This is a genomic window from Luteibacter sp. E-22 (assembly GCF_049913125.1).
GTDB lineage: Bacteria > Pseudomonadota > Gammaproteobacteria > Xanthomonadales > Rhodanobacteraceae > Luteibacter.
Window position 1 is genome coordinate 3002778 of sequence record NZ_CP183975.1, and the last position, 17965, is coordinate 3020742.

Sequence of the window (17965 nt, forward strand, 5' to 3'; positions counted from 1 at the left end):
CAGGGGATGGCGGGGTGCTTTCGGGTCGCAACCATCAACGACTCGAGGGGACATCGAATGCGTTCGACCACGTCACGGCGCGCCATCTGGGCAGCGCTGGCAGGACTCACCGCCGTACTTCCGTTGCAGGCGGCCGATCTATCCATCACCCAGTTCCGCGTCCGCGGGCCCTCCGGCGGCAACGATGAATTCGTGGAATTGCAGAACACCGGCGCCGCGCCGCTGGACGTCTCGGGCTACAAGCTCAACGCCTCGAACGCGAGCGGCACCACCGGCACGCGCCTGACCCTTCCCGCCGGCACGACGGTGGCGCCGGGCTGTTTCCTGCTGCTGGCCAATGGCGCCAGCTCCGGTTACTCCGGCAGCATCGTCCCGGACATCAAGTATTCGACCGGCGTCACCGACGACGGCGGCATCGCCCTGCTCGATGGATCGGGCGTGACGATCGACCAGGTCGGTCTCAGCGCCGGCTCGGCCTATAAGCTGGGTACGCCGCTGGCCAGCCTCGGTAGCTCGAACACCGACCAGGGCTACGCTCGCAAGACCACCGGAAACGGCTTGCCGCAATCCACCGGCGACAACTCGGCCGACTGGGTGAAGGTCGCCCCGACCGCACCCCGCGCCAGCACGTCTCCGTGCGCGGTACTGGGACGGAGCCTGTCGATCGCCGATGCGACGATCAGCGTGCGCAACGGCGACGACCAGCAGATGCCGTTCACGGTTTCGCTGAGCGAGCCGGCTCCGACCGACGTCACCGTCCACGCCGCGACCGCCGACGACACGGCCACCGTCGCCGCGGGCGATTACGACGCCGTCGACACCACGCTGACCATTCCGGCCGGTGCCACCAGCGGTACCGTCGAGGTCACCGTGCACGGTGCCAAGGCCGCCGGTCCGGACAAGGCGTTCCGCGTGAACCTGTCGGACGTCTCCGGCGGCGACGTGACGATCGCCAAGGCCTCCGCCATCGGCGCCATCCTCAACGAGATCCCCATCGCCGCCGAGATCTGGCAGGTCACCGGCCGCGGACAGGTGTCGCCGCTGGTCGGCAAGCGTGTGGCGACGCACGGCAATATCGTCACCGCCGTAGGCCCCGCCGGCTTCACGATGCAGACGCCGGACAACCGCGCCGACGACGACCGCCTGACCTCCAACGGCATCTACGTCTTCACCAGCAGCGCGCCTGGCGTGAAGGCCGGCGACGTGGTCGACGTCGAGGCCACAGTAGACAACTACTTCAACCTGCCGGAACTGAAGAACGCCGACGTCACCACCACGATGCATGGCGCCCGCCTGCCGAAGGCCGTGACGTTCGGCAACAACGTGCCGTCGTCGGACCCGAACGCCCTGTCTTGCGGCGAGACGAACTTCCAGTGTTATGTCGGCATGCGCGTCACGATCGACAACGGCATGATCACCACGGGCAACCTGCGCTTCAGCAACGAGCCGTTCGCCGAGGTGTACGTGACCGCCAACGGCAAGCGCTCCCTGCGCGAGCCAGGCGTGCGCTACACCGTTCCCGTGCCGGATGGCGTGAATCTGCCGAACTGGTCGGGCAATCCGCAGGTGTTCAAGATGAACACCGCCGACTTCGGTGCCGTCGCGCCGAATACGCCGTTCAACGCGGGCACCACCTTCCGCGCGGAAGGCGTGATGTCGTACGCCTTCGGCATGTACACCTTCATTCCGACGAAGATCGACATCAAGAAAGCGGCAACGTTGCCGCGTGCGGTCGACTCGCGTCCGTTCTACGCGGTGCGCGTCGGTGGACTGAATACCGAGCGTTTCTGCGACACGGACTTCAACACGACCTTCACCTGCAGCGGCGGCGACACCGAACCGACGGCGGACGAGGTGAAGCTGAAGACCCAGCGACTGTCGGCCTATATCGGCGGCGTGCTGAAGTTGCCGGATATCCTCTCGGTGGAGGAAGTGAAGAGCTTGCAGGTGCTGCAGGGCCTGGCCAAGCAGTTGGGTGACGACTACCCGGTCCAGTACGAGGCGATCCTGCAGCCGGGTCACGACCCCAGCGGCATCAACGTGGGCTTCCTCGTCCGCACCGATCGCGTGCGCGTGCTCGACGTCCGTCAGCTCGGTGCCGACGAGACCTGGCAGGACCAGGGCCAGACGGCGTTCATCCACGACCACCCGCCGCTGCTGCTGACCGCGGAAGTACCCTCGATCGTCGGCCGGATGCGCATCAACGTGATCGCGGTCCATCCGAAGGCACGCCAGAACGTGGACAAGACCGGCAGCACGGCCGATCGCGACCGCCAGAAGCGCTTCCTGCAAGCGAAGTCGCTGGCGACCCAGGTACAGGCGATCCAGACCGACCGGAAGAACCTGCTCGCTCCCCTGCTGGTGGTCGGCGACTTCAACGCCTATCAGTTCAGCGACGGCTTCACCGACGTGGTCGGCCTGATCTCCGGTCGTTACGACGACAACCAGAACCTGTTGAAGCTCGGCACGAACCTGGTGAAGCCGGCACTCTGGAACGCCGTGAACTCGGTGCCGCCGGATGACCGCTATTCGTTCCTGTTCACCGAGAACTTCGGCAACATCCAGGGCCAGAGCCCGCGCCAGGTGCCGACCCACCAGGTGCTCGACCACGCGCTGCTCAACACGGTCGCGCAGGGCCTGTTCCTGCAGATGAAGTACGGCCGCGGCAACCTCGACGCACCGGTACAGACGCTGGACGATTCGGCGTCGGCCACCGACGTGCACAAGGCTATCGGCTCGTCGGACCACGACGGCTTCGTGGTCGACATGATCGCACTGCCGCTGAGCCTGTTCTGACCTGTTCTGATGAAAAGGCGCCCGGCTTCGGCCGGGCGCCATCTCGCCGCTTCATCGGCGTAGCCAGGTGTCCTTCGCCCCTACAACCAAAGCGATATGGAACTGGTCTCGTGTAACTGAAAGGATGACGCTTGCCGCCATGACGGCGAAAGCACTTTCTCGCAAGGACTGCGAACATGACGCCCTCTACGAAAGCCCTGCTGATCGCGCCTTCCGTGCAGGAGGCGGACGGCGCCTTTCTCCGGCCTGACATGATTCCGCTGGGTCCCAGCGTATACATCCCTGGCTACGACAGAATCGCGATCGGCGACAAGATCACGTTGACCTGGACGGGTGGGCCAACGAGCGATGGTCGCTGGACGGAACAGAAGGTGATCGACACGATCGACGGTGATATCGTCTTCCACGTTCCCACCCTGGTGCTCGCAGCCGCCGAATCGTACGAAGCCGTTACGGGTTATGTCCTGAGGCGACAGGGCAGCGATGTCGATGAGCCGTCGGACACGGCTACTTACACGGTACGGAATCATCCGCCCATACGTACCATCCAGGTGCGGGACCAGAACGGGTTGCCAACGTCCATCATCGATCATGCGGCCGAATGGTTCGAGGCGGAACTCCCGGAAGAAGTGAGCATTTCCCTTCAGCAAGGCGACGAGATCGTCTTCTGGCTCCGCACCATGGACCTGTTCGCGTCGACGACCATCCTGGACACCTCGGAAGCGGCGACTATCCGCTTTGACGAGGATAGTGCGCAGCACCCTGTCCGCCACCGGTTCGGCAGGCACATCGTCGTGGCAAATCATGGCAATACGCTGTTGCTGGACTGCGCGATCGTTCGCGCGAATGGATATGTCCAGCACGCGGAGACCAACGTCACACTGACGATCACGCAAGAACCCGTGTCCCTGGGCAAGGTACTGACGGCGCAACTGCATGAGGATGAAGTTTTCCTGGACCGACCGGGATTCGAAGAAGGCCTCGCCGTGTCCATTCCGTACCAGGCGGAAATGAAGGGCACGCACATCCGGTTCTGCCTGGGCGAATACAGAACACGCCCCATCCCGGCAAGGGAAGGAAAGCTCGTGGAGGGGCTGATCCCCAACGACGAGTTGCATCGTCAGGCCAGCACCAACGGCTATCTCTACTGCCTTGCAGTGAAAGGGAGCGATGCCCAGGAGATTGTCATCGAACGCTCCCTGCGACGGCACATGACCATACGGCACAGCCGAACGGTTCCCCCCTTCCCCGAGGCCGATGTATCCCTGGAAGCACCGTCCATCGATGGATACATACAGGGTCCCATGGACCAGGCGCACTTCCCGGGCGGACCCTTCGCACGCATTCGCGCGCAGGCGGGAATTGCAACGGGAGACATCGTCACGTATCGATTTCACACGCCCGCTGGCTTGCTGACGTGGGAGGACTCGAGCACCATCGGGGACCCTGTCGGCGTGGACGTCGTTCGCAGGATACCCATGGCGAACGTGGCCTATTATCGATACGCGATGCCATCGCTCTACTATTCGGTCGAGAGTGTGGCAGGCGAGCGGCGATTCTCGCCGAGGCGTGAGGTCACGATCAGGGAATACGCTCCTCGCTCTTTGTACCACCTGGCTTGCTCGATGAGGGAAAGCCTGGAGGGCGAGGCGCTGATTCACTGCCCTCCCGATGCTACCCTGCTGCTGGTCGTGGAAGGCAACTTCCTCGGGCTCGCACTACATGATCGCCTCGTCGTCATGCTGCGAGGGGCTACCATTGAAGCGTCCACGGTCATCGAGAACACGATCGATACGGAACCGGATTCCCGGTGGACGCTGCCGGTGCCAGCGGCCGTCATCCGGGACAATGCCGGCCACGACATTTTCTATCGCGTAACAAAGATCCGTGGGCGCTACATCGAACACACGCCATTCAGAGCGTTGCACGTCGACGCTCAGGCGTAGGCTTGGGCGACCACGGACGCATGAACCCGACGTGCGCATCGCGCACCTACAGCGAAAGCCATATGGAAGCCCTCATGGCGGGGGCGCACGATAGCACTCCGCCCGTCTGGAGACGGGTCTCCACGCATGGAAAGCGACAATGGTCATCTACACGGACGAAACCCTGGCTGCGCCCACGGTGGATGAAGCGGACGGCGGCTATCTGCGACCGGACATGATGCCGCTGGGCCCGACGGTGAGGATTCCTCTCCACGCGGACAGCGCGCCAGGCGACGAACTCACGCTGAGCTGGACGGGCGGTCCATCGAACGACAGCCACTGGACGAGCCGGCGGACCCTGGTGGCGGCTGGCGAAGCTTGCGTCTTTCGCGTTCCGTTCCTCGTGCTCGTCGCGGCCGATGCCTACGACATCACCGTGCACTACGTCCTCCGCCGCGCCGGCTCCGATGTCGACGAGATGTCGTACTCCGCCACATTCACGGTGCAAGACCATCCTGCCTTCTCGTTCCTGCAGGTCTACGACCAGGACGGCAGTCCGACCAACGTCGTCGCTCACCATGCCTCATGGTTCGAGGCACGCCTGCCGGACGATATCGCCATGTCGCTGGTCGACGGCGACGAGGTCGTCATTTCGGTGAGGGGCGTCGTCAGCCAGCTCGGTTCCTCGATGATCGAGGCGGCTTCCATCCTCTGGAGCCTTCCTGTCACGGCCGCCAATGCGGGATTGCCCGTGCGGGCCCGGTTCGCCCATGAACTCATCGCGGCCAACTATGGCGACGGCATGTTGCTCCGCGCCGCGATCGTCCGCACGAGCGGATATATCCAGTATCCGTTCGCCGACTACGAAGTGAGGGTCACCCGGGCTACCGAACTGCTGACACCGGTACGCACCGACGAGCTGAGCGGCGACGAAGTGATACTCGATCAGCTCGAACCCGGCCAAGGTCTCGCCGTCTCCGTGATCAACCAGGCACAAACCGAAGGAGCGGTCGTCAGGTTCTATCTGGCCGACTCCAGGACGGAGGCCTATCCAGCGGGCGATGGTCCCGTTGTCGATGGAACGATTTCCCGCGAGATCCTGGAACGCCACGGCGACAGCGACTGCTATCTCCATTGCCTGGCGATAAAGGAGGGAGAGGATGGTTTCGAGACCATTGTCGGCCGTTCGCCGAGGCGACGGATCGCGATTCGACGCAAGGCCGCCACCGACCCACTGCCTCGCCCTGATCCCCTGCTGGCCATGCCGACGATCGACGGCGTGCCGTCCGGGCCGCTCGATCCGGCGAGGTTTCCCTGCGGTCCGCTCGCACGCATTCCCGCCAGCGCCGATATCATGGAAGGTGACCTCGTCACCCTCGTCCTTCGCATCCCGGAAGGCGTGGTCGCATGGAAAGAGAGCATCCTCATCGATGCCGATCTCGAAGGGTTCGACCTGGTGCGCCGCATACCGCCATGGTTCCTGGACTACGCACAGGACAAGCGTGGCTGGCTTTACTATTCCATCGAGCGAAACATCGAGGCCCCTCGCCATTCACCGTCGAGGGAGATCGCCATCGGTGGCTATGTTCCGCGCAATTTCTATCCCTTTGCGTGCTCGATGAAACGCAGGGAAGACAACGCGGACCTGATCGAATGCCCCGCCGACCAGCCGCCCCGGCTTGGCGTGCAGAACGCCGTGCTTCGATTCGCCCCGGGCGACCTGTTGGTCGTCACGCTGCTCGGAAACGCGTCCGCGGCATCCGCCACGATCGAGGTCCCTGTCGACGACGAGATGGACCCATGGTTCTTCGTGGATATTCCGGCCGACCTCATCCGGCGCAATGCGGGACGTGTCCTGCGTTACCGAACGACGAAGATTCGTCTTGGTCACATCGACCATTCGCCTTACGGGGCCCTCGGAATCCTGCCAATCGAAGGCGGCCGTGCTGGAACCCGGTCCTGGCCCTCCGGCATCGGTCGGCGCCTGCTGGGACTGTTTCGCCGGGACGTGCCCGGCGAAACGTCGCGATAAGGTCTTCGTCAGGCGGCGAAACGATCGGTCGCGGCGACCAGTTCCCTGGTGATGCCAGGCTCGAACGCCGAGTGCCCGGCATCCGGGACGATGCGCAGGTCCGCTTCCGGGAGGGTACCGTGCAAGTCCCATGCGCTGCGCGCGGGGCAGACCACGTCGTAGCGGCCCTGCACGATGACCATGGGGATATGGCGGATCTTGTGCGCATCACGCAGCAACTGCCCATCGACCTCGAAGAAACCCGCGTTGACGAAGTAGTGACACTCGATGCGCGCGAAGGCGAGCGCGAATTCGTCCTCGCCACTGGAGGCGATATGAGCCGGGTCCTGATAGAGATAACTCGTCGCGCCTTCCCACACCGACCAGGCACGCGCCGCGGCGAGGCGTACCGCCGGGTCGGCACTTGTCAGGCGGCGATGGTAGGCGCTGATGAGATCGCCGTGTTCCGCTGGGGGAATCGCGGCGAGGTAGGTTTCCCAGGCATCGGGGTATAGCTGGTTGCAACCCTCCTGGTAGAACCACTCCAGCTCGGAACGGCGAAGCATGAAGATGCCACGCAGTACCAGTTCGGTGACCCGGTCCGGGTGGGTTTCGGCATAGGCCAGCGCCAGCGTGGAACCCCACGACCCGCCGAACACCTGCCAACGGTCGATGCCCAGATGCTCGCGCACACGCTCGATGTCGGCGACGAGGTCCCAGGTGGTGTTGTCGGTCAGTTCGGCGTGCGGCGTGGACTTCCCACATCCGCGCTGGTCGAACAGCACGATGCGGTATTTCGCCGGGTCGAAGAAGCGCCGGCAACGCGGGTTCGTGCCACCGCCCGGGCCACCATGGAGGAACACCACCGGCTTGCCGTTCGGATTGCCGCTTTCCTCGTAGTAGAGGGTGTGCAGCGGCGACACCTTGAGCATGCCGCTGTTGTACGGCTCGATCGCCGGGTAAAGGACGGGGGAATCCTGGGCCATGAGGCGGGGTCCTGCGGAGTTTGGGGAGGAAGGGAAGGCTAACCGGGTGGGGCGCGGGATGCCACACGTGGTAGGACCCGTGGTGGCTCTTACAGGAGCTTGCCGGGGTTCATGATGCCGTTGGGGTCCCACACTGCCTTGATCCCGCGCATCAGGGCGATTTCGGCCTCGCTGCGAACGCTGCCGAGCCAGGGCTTCTTCACCAGCCCGATGCCATGTTCGGCGGAGATCGAGCCACCGTGCCGGGCCAGGGTATCCACCAGCATCGAGGTCACGTGCTCGCATTGTTCGACGAACACCGCGTTGTCGAGGTCGGCCGGCTTCAGCACGTTGATATGCAGGTTTCCATCGCCGATGTGACCGAACCAGACGACGTCGAAATGCGGGTACTCGGCAGACAGCAGGTCCTGCATTTCCGCCATGAACGCCGGCACGGCGGAGATGCGCACCGACACATCGTTCTTGTAAGGCTTGTGCGGCGCGAGGCTTTCCGTGATGCCCTCGCGCAAGCGCCACAAGGCGGCGGCCTGCCCTTCGCTCGAACTGATCGCGCCATCCACCACCCAGCCCTCGCCGAGGCAGGACTCGAAGAAGGCCAGCGCATCGGCTTCGGCACGCTCGTCGGCCGCATCGAACTCGGTGACCACGTAGAAGGGATATGTTTCGTCGAACGGCCGTTGCGCACCGTGCGCGAGCACATGATGCAACGCCCTATCCGTGAAGAACTCGAAGGCCTCCAGACGAAGCCGGTGCCGCGCTTCCGCAAAGACCTTCATCAGCGCATCCATCGCGGGCACCGCCAGCAGCATCACCTGCGAGGGCGGTGGCGGCGAAGTCAGCGACAGCGTCGCCTCGACCACGATGCCGAGGGTGCCTTCCGAACCGATCACGAGGTGGCGAAGGTCGTAGCCGGAAGCGTTCTTGACCAGGCCTCGATTGAGATCGAGCACCTCACCCGTGCCCGTCACCACCTTGAGCCCGGCGATCCACTGCCGGGTATTGCCATAACGGATCACCCGGATGCCGCCGGCATTGGTGGCGATGTTGCCGCCGATCTGGCATGACCCGCGGGCGGCGAAATCGACCGGATAGAGCAGCCCCCGCTCACGCGCGGCGTTGTGTACCGCTTCCAGCGCGATGCCCGGCTGCACCGTCAGCGTGCGATCGATCGGATCGAAACCGAGCACGCGGTTCATCCGGTCGAGGCTGAGAACCAGTTCCCCCTTCGCCGCCACGGCACCGCCCGACAGGCCGGTACGGCCCCCGGAAGGCACGACGGCGACTCCCTGCCCATTTGCCCAGCGCACGATGCCTTGCACCTCTTCGATGGACGCGGGCCAGGCGATCGCGAGTGGCTCCGGCGTCCAGCGCCGGGTCCAGTCACGACCGTGATGCTCCAGGTCGCCTGGGTCGGTCGAGATCTTCAGTTCGGGCAGAAGGCGGGCAAGCTCGGACAGGCGCGGGTCGGTCATGGGGCGGTTCGCTCGGCGGGGGCTCCAGCGTGCCAGCAGAGGCGGCGAGCGTCCATGGTCCGCCGCGCCCCGTGTATCTGGCATAGTGGGGTCTTCCCCCCAGGATCGCCCCGAACCATGAAGCGCACGTCGTACCCGAAAGAAGACATCAAGGTGTTGCTGCTCGAAGGCGTCAGCCGGAGCGCCCTGGATACCTTCCGCCAGGCCGGCTACTCACAGATCGAGTTCCACGAGAAGTCGCTGCCGGAGGACGAACTCCGCGAGCGCATCGCGGACGCGCACATCGTGGGCATCCGCTCGCGCACCCACCTCACCGCCGGGGTCCTGGCGGAGGCACGGCGCCTGATCGCGGTGGGTTGCTTCTGCATCGGCACCAACCAGGTCGATACGGCCGAAGCCGAGCGGCTGGGCGTGCCGGTGTTCAACGCACCGTATTCCAACACGCGCAGCGTCGCCGAACTGGTCATCGCCGAGACGATCATGCTGGTCCGCCGCATCCCCGAGAAAAATGCCGAATGCCACCGAGGTGGCTGGTCGAAGTCGGCGGCGGGCAGCTTCGAGGTGCGCGACAAGGTGCTGGGCATCGTCGGTTACGGCCACATCGGTACCCAGGTGGGCGTACTGGCGGAATCGCTGGGCATGCGCGTGATCTTCCACGATGTCGAAGCAAAGCTTTCGCTCGGCAATGCCCGTCCGGCCGCGAGCCTCGACGACCTTCTCGAACGCGCCGACGTGGTGACGCTGCACGTACCCGAAACGCCGCAGACACGAAACCTCATCGGCGCTGCGGAAATCGCACGCATGCGCCCCGGCTCCATGCTGGTGAATGCCTCGCGCGGCACGGTGGTCGACATCGACGCACTGGCCGCCGCCTTGCGTTCGAAGCATCTCGCAGGAGCAGCGATCGACGTCTTTCCAGTCGAGCCCAAGGGCAACGACGATCCCTTCGTTTCCCCGCTCGTCGGCATGGACAACGTGATCCTCACCCCACACGTCGGTGGCAGCACGGCGGAGGCCCAGGAGAACATCGGCATCGAGGTCGCCTCCAAGCTGGTTCGCTACAGCGACAACGGCAGCACGCTATCGGCCGTGAACTTCCCCGAGGTGTCGCTGCCGGGGCATCCGACAAGCCGCCGCCTGCTGCATATCCATCGCAATATCCCCGGCGTATTGTCGCGGGTGAACGAGGTTTTCTCGCGTGCCGCGGTGAACATCGACGGCCAGTACCTGCAAACCTCGTCGCAGGTCGGCTACGTGGTGATCGACGTCTCCACCACCGAGGAACACGCTGCCGCGTTGCGTAACGAACTGGCGGCGATCGAGGGCACCCTGCGGGCTCGCGCGCTTTACTGAGGGCGGGGCTGGCGGGCTCGGCTTCGCCCTTTAAAGGCCGCCATCGGCGACGACGCGGGCGCGGCCGCGTTCCTTGGCGAGGTACAGGCGGCGGTCGGCTACCGCGATGAACGGCAGCACTTCATCGCGTTCCGTAGGAACGGTGGTGTGCACGCCCGCGCTCAGCGTCAGGCGCTTTCCGGCGCCCACGCCCGCATGGGGGATCAGTGCCTTGTCGACGAGGTCGAGGCAACGCCAGGCCAACGCCATGGCGGTGGCTTCGTCCGTACCCGGCAACAGCAACACGAATTCCTCGCCACCGAACCGGCAAAGCAGGTCGCGCGGGCTGCGCACGATGCCGGCGAGTGCGGTCGCCACGCGTTTCAGGCACTCGTCGCCTTCCAGATGCCCGTAGTGGTCGTTGTATTGCTTGAAGAAGTCGATGTCGAGCACGACGACCGAGATGGCTTGCCTGTTGGCCATCGCATCCCGCCATTCGTTTTCCACGATCATGTCGAAACGGCGCCGGTTGGCGACGCCCGTGAGACCGTCCTTGAACGACAGTTCCTCGAGCTCGCGCTGCATGTCGAGCAGGCGCTCTTCGGTGCGCTTGCGCTCGCTGATGTCGAACATGAAGCCGACCAGCGCGTTCGGGCTACCGTCGGGGTTGCGCACCACGTGCACGACATCGCGAATCCAGACGTACTCGCCATCCTTGCGTAAGGCACGGTAATCCGCTTCGTGATCGATGCCGGCCTGCGATTGCGCGACGCAGAAGTCGAAGACCCAGGCGCGATCCTCCGGATGCATGCGGTCGGCCCAATCCTGCACCGTGGCCCAGGACTGTGGCGCCCAACCCAGCAATTCCTCGATCTGCGGGCCTATGTAGGCGAAGCGCAGAGTCTCCCACTCGATCTTCCAGGGGATGGCGCGCGTGGACTCCAGCAGGGTCTTGTAAACCCCGATGTCTTCCTCGCGGATGATGTCTTCGATGCTCATGGCGCCCCCGGACCGGCCTTGCGGCTCTGCAAGCTTAGCGGCCGGGGGACTGGAAGCTTGAGGGCCGCTATCGGCCGGGGCGGTTCTGCGTGTAGTTCAGCGGGACATAGACATAGCCCTTGCCGTCTTCCGCTTTCGCGATGTGCCCGAACGAGGGGAACGGCAAGTGTGCCGCGCCGATCATGTAACCGTTCTTCGCCGCATCGGCGAACGCCGCTTCGCGGGCGCGCTCGGCTTCGTGGTTGTCGCTGTCCCACGCGATCCGCACGAAGGGATCGCGGAATTGCACCACCGCGGAATGCACCACGTCGCCCCACAACACCAGGGTGGCGCCCTTGCTCTCCACGATATAGAAGCTGTGTCCCGGGGTATGTCCCGGCGCGGCGATGGCACGTATACCCGGCACGATCTCCGTGCCGCCCTGGAAGACCTGCACCTTGCCGGCGGCGATGTACGGCGCGAAGACCTTCTGGGCGACATCGAAGCTCACCCGAACGCCTTCGGGCGCCTTCGCACGATTGGCCGGATTCATCCAGAAATCGTATTCGGCCTTGTCGAGACGGATGGTCGCGTTCGTGAAGGCACGCTCGCCGTTCCGCAGCAAGCCGCCGATATGGTCGGCATGCATGTGAGTGATCACGACCTCGTCGACCTGATCGGGTGAATAGCCCGCTGCCTTGAGGTTGTCGATCGTATTGCCTAGTGTCGGGCCGTAGAACGAACCCGCGCCGGCATCGACCAGCACGAGCTTGCCGCCGGTGTTGATGAGGAACTGGTTCATCGACGACTCCGCCGGCAGCGCCTGGAACGCCTTGCGGTATGCCGATGCGATCTGCTCGGACGAAACGCCGATCAACAACTGCTCCATCGGGAAGTCGATCGTGCCGTCATTCAGGGCGGTCACCTCGACATCGCCGACCATCAGGCGGTAGTAGCCCGGCGCCTGCGTGTGGACCATCGGGGCCGCGGCGGACGCGCGACCGGGAACAACGGTCGCGGCCATGCCAAGTACCAGGGCGCCGGCGAGGCAGGCGCATGCGAAACGGTGAGTGCGAGTCATCGGGAAGACCTCGGGGAAAGGGGAATGCCTGGAGTAGAACCTATGTCGAAGACCACCGTGGCATCCACGGCCGGTGCATCGGGTGTATCGAGCGGCGCTTCGAAATGGCCGTTCAGGCGGTTGCCTGAGGGATCTTCGAGGGTGCCGCGGACGACCAGCCTGTATCTGCCCGCGTGCCAGGGTGCGTCCGGAGTGAATGTCCAGGTGGTTTCGCCGTCGAGCAGTTCGGCATGTCCATCCACCGGACGATCGTCGGCATCGACGACGGCCATATAGTCCGCATCCCTGCCGTCGATCGGCGCATCCAGCCGCACCACGAGGGACTGCCGCGACGCGGGTGCGACCGGGAATACGTGCCATGCCGATTCGACAGGGCCATGCAGGTCCGGCGGCCCGACGTGCCACCGCTTGAGCGGACGGCCGTCGAGCGTAAGGACCACATCGTCCCCCGGCACGAGGATCGGCCCTAACGCTTCCCGCGCAACCAGGCCACTCTTCACACGCCCGGGATGCAGGAGAAGCGTCAGGATGCGTCCATCGGGCGACCACAGTTCCTGGGCGAGGAAGGGTTCCCGTAGGTCGCTTCCATCAGCATGCGACAGCGCGATTCCCGGCAGCACGGGACCCTCGGGCGCCATGGCGAACTCGAACGAAAGCCGCAGCATGTTGGCGGGGATGACGGCTGCGGATGGCCGTACCGTCACGATGGGTGCCTCCGGGGACCGGGCATGAGCCTGAGGAAGCACGAGCACGAACATCGTGCCAGCCAGGAGCCGATGCAGGCGCACGGATCACTCCGGCGCCTTGACGAGGTCGGGCAGCTCTTCATCCTTCAGCAGCATGTCCTGCCTCGGCTTGATGTTCCGTTGCTGGAACTCGTTCCCCTTGAAGCTGAAATCGGGGAAGGCGTATTCCGAAACGTGGTCGGACATGCGGAAGCTCAGGTCCTTCCCGATCGACACCAGCTGCAGTGCATCGTGCTGGAGGTCGCGACGAACGACGGCGAACGACTTGTCGTCGAGGTTATCGATGCGCAGTGCACCAGCAAGCGGTGCCTCGGTCACATTGACGCCGGTGATCTGGCCGAACGGAACCTGTTTCTCGATGCCGGGCCGGGCGCGTGCCGCATCCAGTTCCGCCACGGAAACGACATCGGACACGCGGTTGAAATTCACCAGCATCACGAAGTCGCTCGCCTTGCCCTGCTCCACCTTGGTGAACGAGACCATGCCCGCCGGGGTGTTGCCGTAGCCAAGTTCGGCGACGGTCTTCCCACGAACGTGCGCACCGTCCTTCAATTCGTCGAGCGGGATGATCACCAGGGGCGTGCAGGTATAGGCGGCGACCAGGTATGGCTTGCCACCGAGGTTGGCGAAGCTCATTGCGCGGATAGGCGCACGTGTCTCCATGAGGTTGTGCCCACCATGGAAAATCTCGATGGACGTGATCGACTGTTTCGCGTCGAAGGGATAACGCACCCGGCGGAGCGTCGAGGCGAAATCCTGGTTCGAAAGGCCGGCCACGAACAGTTCGCCGTCACGCCATTTCATGTCGGTGACGGTGAAGCTCCGCTCCGGTGTCTGCTTCCAGAACCGGCTGTTCGAGGTCGGCGCATCGCGCAACGCAACCGACGTGGAAGGTGCCGACCGCAGGTCGATACGGCGCGCCCGCTTGTCGCTTGTCACCACGAACAGTGCCGGCGCCTTGCCGGGACCGTAGCTGGTGGCGACGTATACCTGGCCCGTCCCCGGGCGGACGACCATGTCCTCGATCGTGACCTTCGCGTTACCGACCTGCGCCGAGAGCAGCGCCTCCAGGTCGAGGATGTTGAACGCGGTGCCCGCCGGCTGTCGTGGCGCCGGCGGCAGCTGGAGGGCATGAACCTTCGCCGCCTTCCAGTCGGCGACGAAGAGGGTGTCGCCCGGTCCGGCGGCGAGGCGGGAAATCGATGTGACGTCGGCCGCATAGGCGTCGACGGACAGGCCGAGCAGACAGGCCGTGGCGATAGCTGTGAGACGCATGGAGGTGCCCTTCGGTTTACCAACGCCTGGCAGCCTAGTCAGGGCCGACCTGCCGGAGTAGCCATGTGGAGCGCACCATGATGATGATCGCCTCGCACCAATGTGCCGTGCTGCCTCGCAAACGAAAAAAGGCGCCCCGAAGGACGCCTTTTCGAATAATGGTCGGGGTGGCGAGATTCGAACTCGCGACCACTACACCCCCAGCGTAGTGCGCTACCAGGCTGCGCTACACCCCGACGAGCGAACGATTGTAACAGCAACATCGCGATCTGCGGAAGGCGGATCAGCGACGAAGGAGGGACAGGACTTCTTCGAGCTCCAGGCGTACCTGACGGACGATCTGGTGCGACATGCTGGCTTCCATGCGGGCCTGCGGGCCTTCCAACCGGGCGCGGGCGCCGGTGATGGTGAAGCCCTCGTCGTACAGCAAGGAACGGATCTGGCGGATCATGAGCACGTCGTGGCGCTGGTAATAGCGGCGGTTGCCGCGGCGCTTGACGGGCTTGAGGGCGGGAAACTCCTGCTCCCAATAGCGAAGGACGTGCGGCTTGACGCCGCAAAGCTCGCTGACCTCACCGATGGTGAAGTAGCGCTTCGCCGGGATCGCCGGAAGTTCGGTGTTATTCCCTGGATCCAGCATAGCCCTCGACTCTTACCTTGAGTTTCTGGCCGGGACGGAAGGTGACCACCCGCCGGGCAGAGATGGGAATTTCCTCACCGGTCTTCGGATTCCGACCGGGCCGCTGATTCTTCTGCCGAAGGTCGAAATTGCCGAAACCCGACAACTTCACCTGCTCGCCCCGCTCCAGTGCCTCGCGCACGACCTCGAAATACGCGTCCACGAATTCCTTGGCCTCGCGCTTGTTGAGGCCCACGTCGAGGAAAAGCCGCTCGGCCATTTCCGCCTTGGTCAGCGCCATCTTATCCTCGCAGTCTTGCCTTGCATGTCTTCTCCAATGCCCCCACCGCATCTGCCACGCGAGCGTCGGCATCGTCGTCGGTAAGGGTGCGTGAAGCGTCCTGTAAAATCAAGCCCATAGCGAGACTCTTTCGCCCTTCATCGATCCCCTTCCCTGCATAACGGTCGAACAGGCGGATCTCCGTGAGCACCTCGCCCAGCGCGCCGCGCACGGCGGCCTCGACCGAAGCCCAGGACACTTCTTCCGGCAATTCCACGGCGATGTCGCGACGAACCGCCGGGAAACGGGCGACGCGGCTGGCGCTGGGCAAGCGCCGAGACAGGATCGGCTCGAGCGCCAGTTCCATCACGTGGACGTCCGGGCCAAGATCGAGTGCCTTGGCCAGCGCCGGGTGCAACGCCCCCAGGAAGCCGGCCTGACGGCCATCGCGGAGTACGCGGGCGCCGCGCCCCGGATGCAGCCACGGCGGCAGGTCGCCGGCGTCCACCGACCAGCGTGCCGGCTCGCCCGTATGGGCGATCAGCGCATCCAGGTCGCCCTTGAGATCGAAGAAATCGACGGTGCGCGAGGTCTCGCCCCACTGCTCCGGACGGGCTCCGCCCGAGGCGACGACGGCGACGCGGCCGATTTCATCGGGTGCGCCGCCCGTGGCATGGAAGCTGCGCGCGACCTCGAACAGGCGCACGCGATCCTGCTGGCGCGCGCGGTTGTGCCGAAGCGCCTCGACCAGGCCCGGCAGGAGCGAGGTACGCATGACGGCGAGATCGGCCGACAGCGGATTGGCCAGGGGGACCTGGCCCTCGTCCACGCCCCAGGTCTTCAGCAGATCGGCGCTCACGAAGGAGAGCGTCACGGCCTCGAAGTAGCCACGGGCGGCCAGCTGGTCGCGCAACGCCATCTCGGTGAGACGGGCCTCCGGCTCGGCGCGCAGGGCGATCTCGCCCGCTGGCACGTGGGTCGGAATGCGCTCGTAGCCGTGGATACGGGCGACCTCCTCGATGAGGTCCTCCTCGCGCTCGATGTCGAAGCGGCTGCTCGGCGGCGTGATGCGCCAGCCGTCCGCCACCTCGACCACGCCCATGCCGAGCGCGGTGAAGATGCGAGCGACCTCGCTGGCCGCGACCTCGATACCGAGCACGCGGCGCAGACGCGCATGACGGAGCAGGACCGGCACGTGCTCGCGCAGGTCTTCCAGACGCTCGGCGACCGTCACCGGGCCCGCCTTCCCGCCCGCGATGGCCAGGATCAGTTCCGTGGCCCGCTCCATCGCACGCTTCGGCAGCGCCGGGTCGACGCCGCGCTCGTAACGGTGCGAGGCATCGGTGTGCAGGCCAAGCTTGCGGGCGCGACCCATGATGGCCGAGGGGGCGAAATGAGCGGCTTCCAGGAAGATATTCCGGGTGGCGTCGGTCACGCGCGAATCGAGGCCGCCCATCACGCCGCCGACGGCGAGCGCACGCGCTTCATCCGCGATCACGACGAAGGAGGGATCGAGCGTCGCCTCGCTGCCGTCGAGCAGTTTAAGGGGCTCGCCGACGTCGGCATGGCGAACCACGATGGGCCCCGACAAGGTGTCGTTGTCGAAGGCGTGCATGGGGTGGCCGAGTTCCAGCATCACGTATTGGGTGATGTCGACGATGGCGCTGATCGGACGGATGCCGGAGCGGCGCAGGCGCTCGGCGAGCCACAGCGGCGATCGCGCGGTCGCGTCCACGCCCTCGATCACGCGGCCGAGGTAACGGGGCGCGTCGGCTCCGGCTTCGAGCCTGACGGGCCGGGACGCACTGGCGGTGACCGGCGCGTCGGTCGTCCCGATCGCCTTCACCTCGCTGCCGAAGAGAGCCGCCACGTCGTGGGCGAGGCCATGCAGGCCGAGCACGTCGGGGCGGTTCGGGGTGATCTTCAGTTCGATGCTGGCATCGGGCAGACCCATGTACTCGGCCAGCAGCTTGCCGACCGGTGCATCGGACGGCAGTTCGAGCAGCCCGGAGGCGTCGGCGTCGATGCCGAGTTCCTTGGCCGAACAGAGCATGCCGTACGACTCGACGCCGCGCAGCTTCGCCGCCTTGATCTGGATCCCGCCCGGCAGCGTTGCACCCACCGTGGCCAGCGGCACGCGGATGCCGACACGGGCATTGGGCGCGCCGCAGACGATCTGCAGCGGTTCGCCCCGCCCCGCATCCACCTTGCATACCTGCAGCCGGTCGGCTTCGGGGTGCTTCACCGCCTCGACGATCTCGGCGACGACGACACCATCGAGGCCTTCGCCCAGGGGCGTGACCTCTTCCACTTCCAGGCCGGACATCGTGAGCGCGTGGACCAGCGCCGCGCGATCCGCGTCGATGGCGACCAGTTCGCGCAGCCAGTTTTCAGAGAATTTCATGGGAGCGAGCTCGTTGAACGTGGAGTCGTGGCCGGCCGGAGGGCCGACCTCGCGTCGATG

General features: G+C 65.1%; 13 protein-coding genes and 1 tRNA gene. 4 read left to right on the forward strand and 10 right to left on the reverse strand.

Features of this window, described 5'->3' with window-relative positions; genetic code table 11:
• The first annotated feature begins 57 nt into the window (after positions 1-57).
• The 3 genes from ACN9M2_RS13410 (at position 58) to ACN9M2_RS13420 (ending at position 6753) form a co-directional block, all read left to right on the forward strand.
• A complete protein-coding gene (locus ACN9M2_RS13410; RefSeq protein ID WP_426285200.1) occupies positions 58-2796 on the forward strand; it encodes a lamin tail domain-containing protein in 2739 nt (912 codons plus the stop codon).
• A gap of 176 nt (positions 2797-2972) precedes the next feature.
• Positions 2973-4742 (forward strand): hypothetical protein, encoded by a 1770-nt coding sequence (locus ACN9M2_RS13415; RefSeq protein WP_426285201.1) that lies wholly within the window; start codon positions 2973-2975, stop codon positions 4740-4742.
• A 139-nt stretch (positions 4743-4881) separates the two neighbouring features.
• Entirely contained in the window at positions 4882-6753 is a 1872-nt protein-coding gene (locus ACN9M2_RS13420) for a hypothetical protein (RefSeq protein ID WP_426285202.1), read from the forward strand.
• 8 nt (positions 6754-6761) lie between these two features.
• Here ACN9M2_RS13420 and pip read toward each other — a convergent pair whose 3' ends face one another.
• Both pip and ACN9M2_RS13430 read right to left on the reverse strand, forming a co-directional pair.
• A complete protein-coding gene (gene pip / locus ACN9M2_RS13425; protein ID WP_426285203.1) occupies positions 6762-7718 on the reverse strand; it encodes a prolyl aminopeptidase in 957 nt (318 codons plus the stop codon).
• Positions 7719-7807: 89 nt separating this feature from the next.
• Positions 7808-9190, reverse strand: a complete 1383-nt coding sequence (locus ACN9M2_RS13430) for an FAD-binding oxidoreductase (RefSeq protein ID WP_426285204.1) — start codon at positions 9188-9190, stop codon at positions 7808-7810.
• A gap of 117 nt (positions 9191-9307) precedes the next feature.
• Between ACN9M2_RS13430 and serA the strand changes: the two genes are divergently transcribed.
• A complete protein-coding gene (gene serA / locus ACN9M2_RS13435; RefSeq protein WP_426285205.1) occupies positions 9308-10543 on the forward strand; it encodes a phosphoglycerate dehydrogenase in 1236 nt (411 codons plus the stop codon).
• Positions 10544-10573: 30 nt separating this feature from the next.
• On the opposite strand, the gene ACN9M2_RS13440 is transcribed toward serA, so the two are convergent.
• The 8 genes from ACN9M2_RS13440 to pheT all read right to left on the reverse strand — a co-directional run bounded on the left by ACN9M2_RS13440 (position 10574) and on the right by pheT (position 17905).
• The gene (locus ACN9M2_RS13440) at positions 10574-11521 is read right to left on the reverse strand and encodes a GGDEF domain-containing protein (RefSeq protein WP_426285206.1); all 948 of its coding nucleotides are present in this window, start codon (positions 11519-11521) and stop codon (positions 10574-10576) included.
• A 67-nt stretch (positions 11522-11588) separates the two neighbouring features.
• On the reverse strand, positions 11589-12581 hold the full coding sequence (locus tag ACN9M2_RS13445) for an MBL fold metallo-hydrolase (protein ID WP_426285207.1): 993 nt from the start codon (positions 12579-12581) through the stop codon (positions 11589-11591).
• The gene (locus ACN9M2_RS13450; RefSeq protein ID WP_426285208.1) at positions 12578-13369 is read right to left on the reverse strand and encodes a hypothetical protein; all 792 of its coding nucleotides are present in this window, start codon (positions 13367-13369) and stop codon (positions 12578-12580) included. The genes ACN9M2_RS13445 and ACN9M2_RS13450 overlap by 4 nt, the downstream gene beginning before the upstream one ends.
• A gap of 3 nt (positions 13370-13372) precedes the next feature.
• On the reverse strand, positions 13373-14602 hold the full coding sequence (locus ACN9M2_RS13455) for a hypothetical protein (RefSeq protein ID WP_426285209.1): 1230 nt from the start codon (positions 14600-14602) through the stop codon (positions 13373-13375).
• A gap of 159 nt (positions 14603-14761) precedes the next feature.
• Positions 14762-14838, reverse strand: a tRNA-Pro gene (locus ACN9M2_RS13460).
• 47 nt (positions 14839-14885) lie between these two features.
• Positions 14886-15242, reverse strand: a complete 357-nt coding sequence (locus tag ACN9M2_RS13465) for a MerR family transcriptional regulator (RefSeq protein ID WP_306850338.1) — start codon at positions 15240-15242, stop codon at positions 14886-14888.
• Positions 15223-15522: an integration host factor subunit alpha gene (ihfA, locus tag ACN9M2_RS13470; protein ID WP_036114917.1), complete on the reverse strand. Its 300-nt coding sequence runs from the start codon at positions 15520-15522 to the stop codon at positions 15223-15225. Before ihfA ends, ACN9M2_RS13465 begins: the two co-directional genes overlap by 20 nt.
• A gap of 1 nt (position 15523) precedes the next feature.
• On the reverse strand, positions 15524-17905 hold the full coding sequence (pheT, locus tag ACN9M2_RS13475) for a phenylalanine--tRNA ligase subunit beta (protein WP_426285210.1): 2382 nt from the start codon (positions 17903-17905) through the stop codon (positions 15524-15526).
• Positions 17906-17965: the final 60 nt, after the last annotated feature.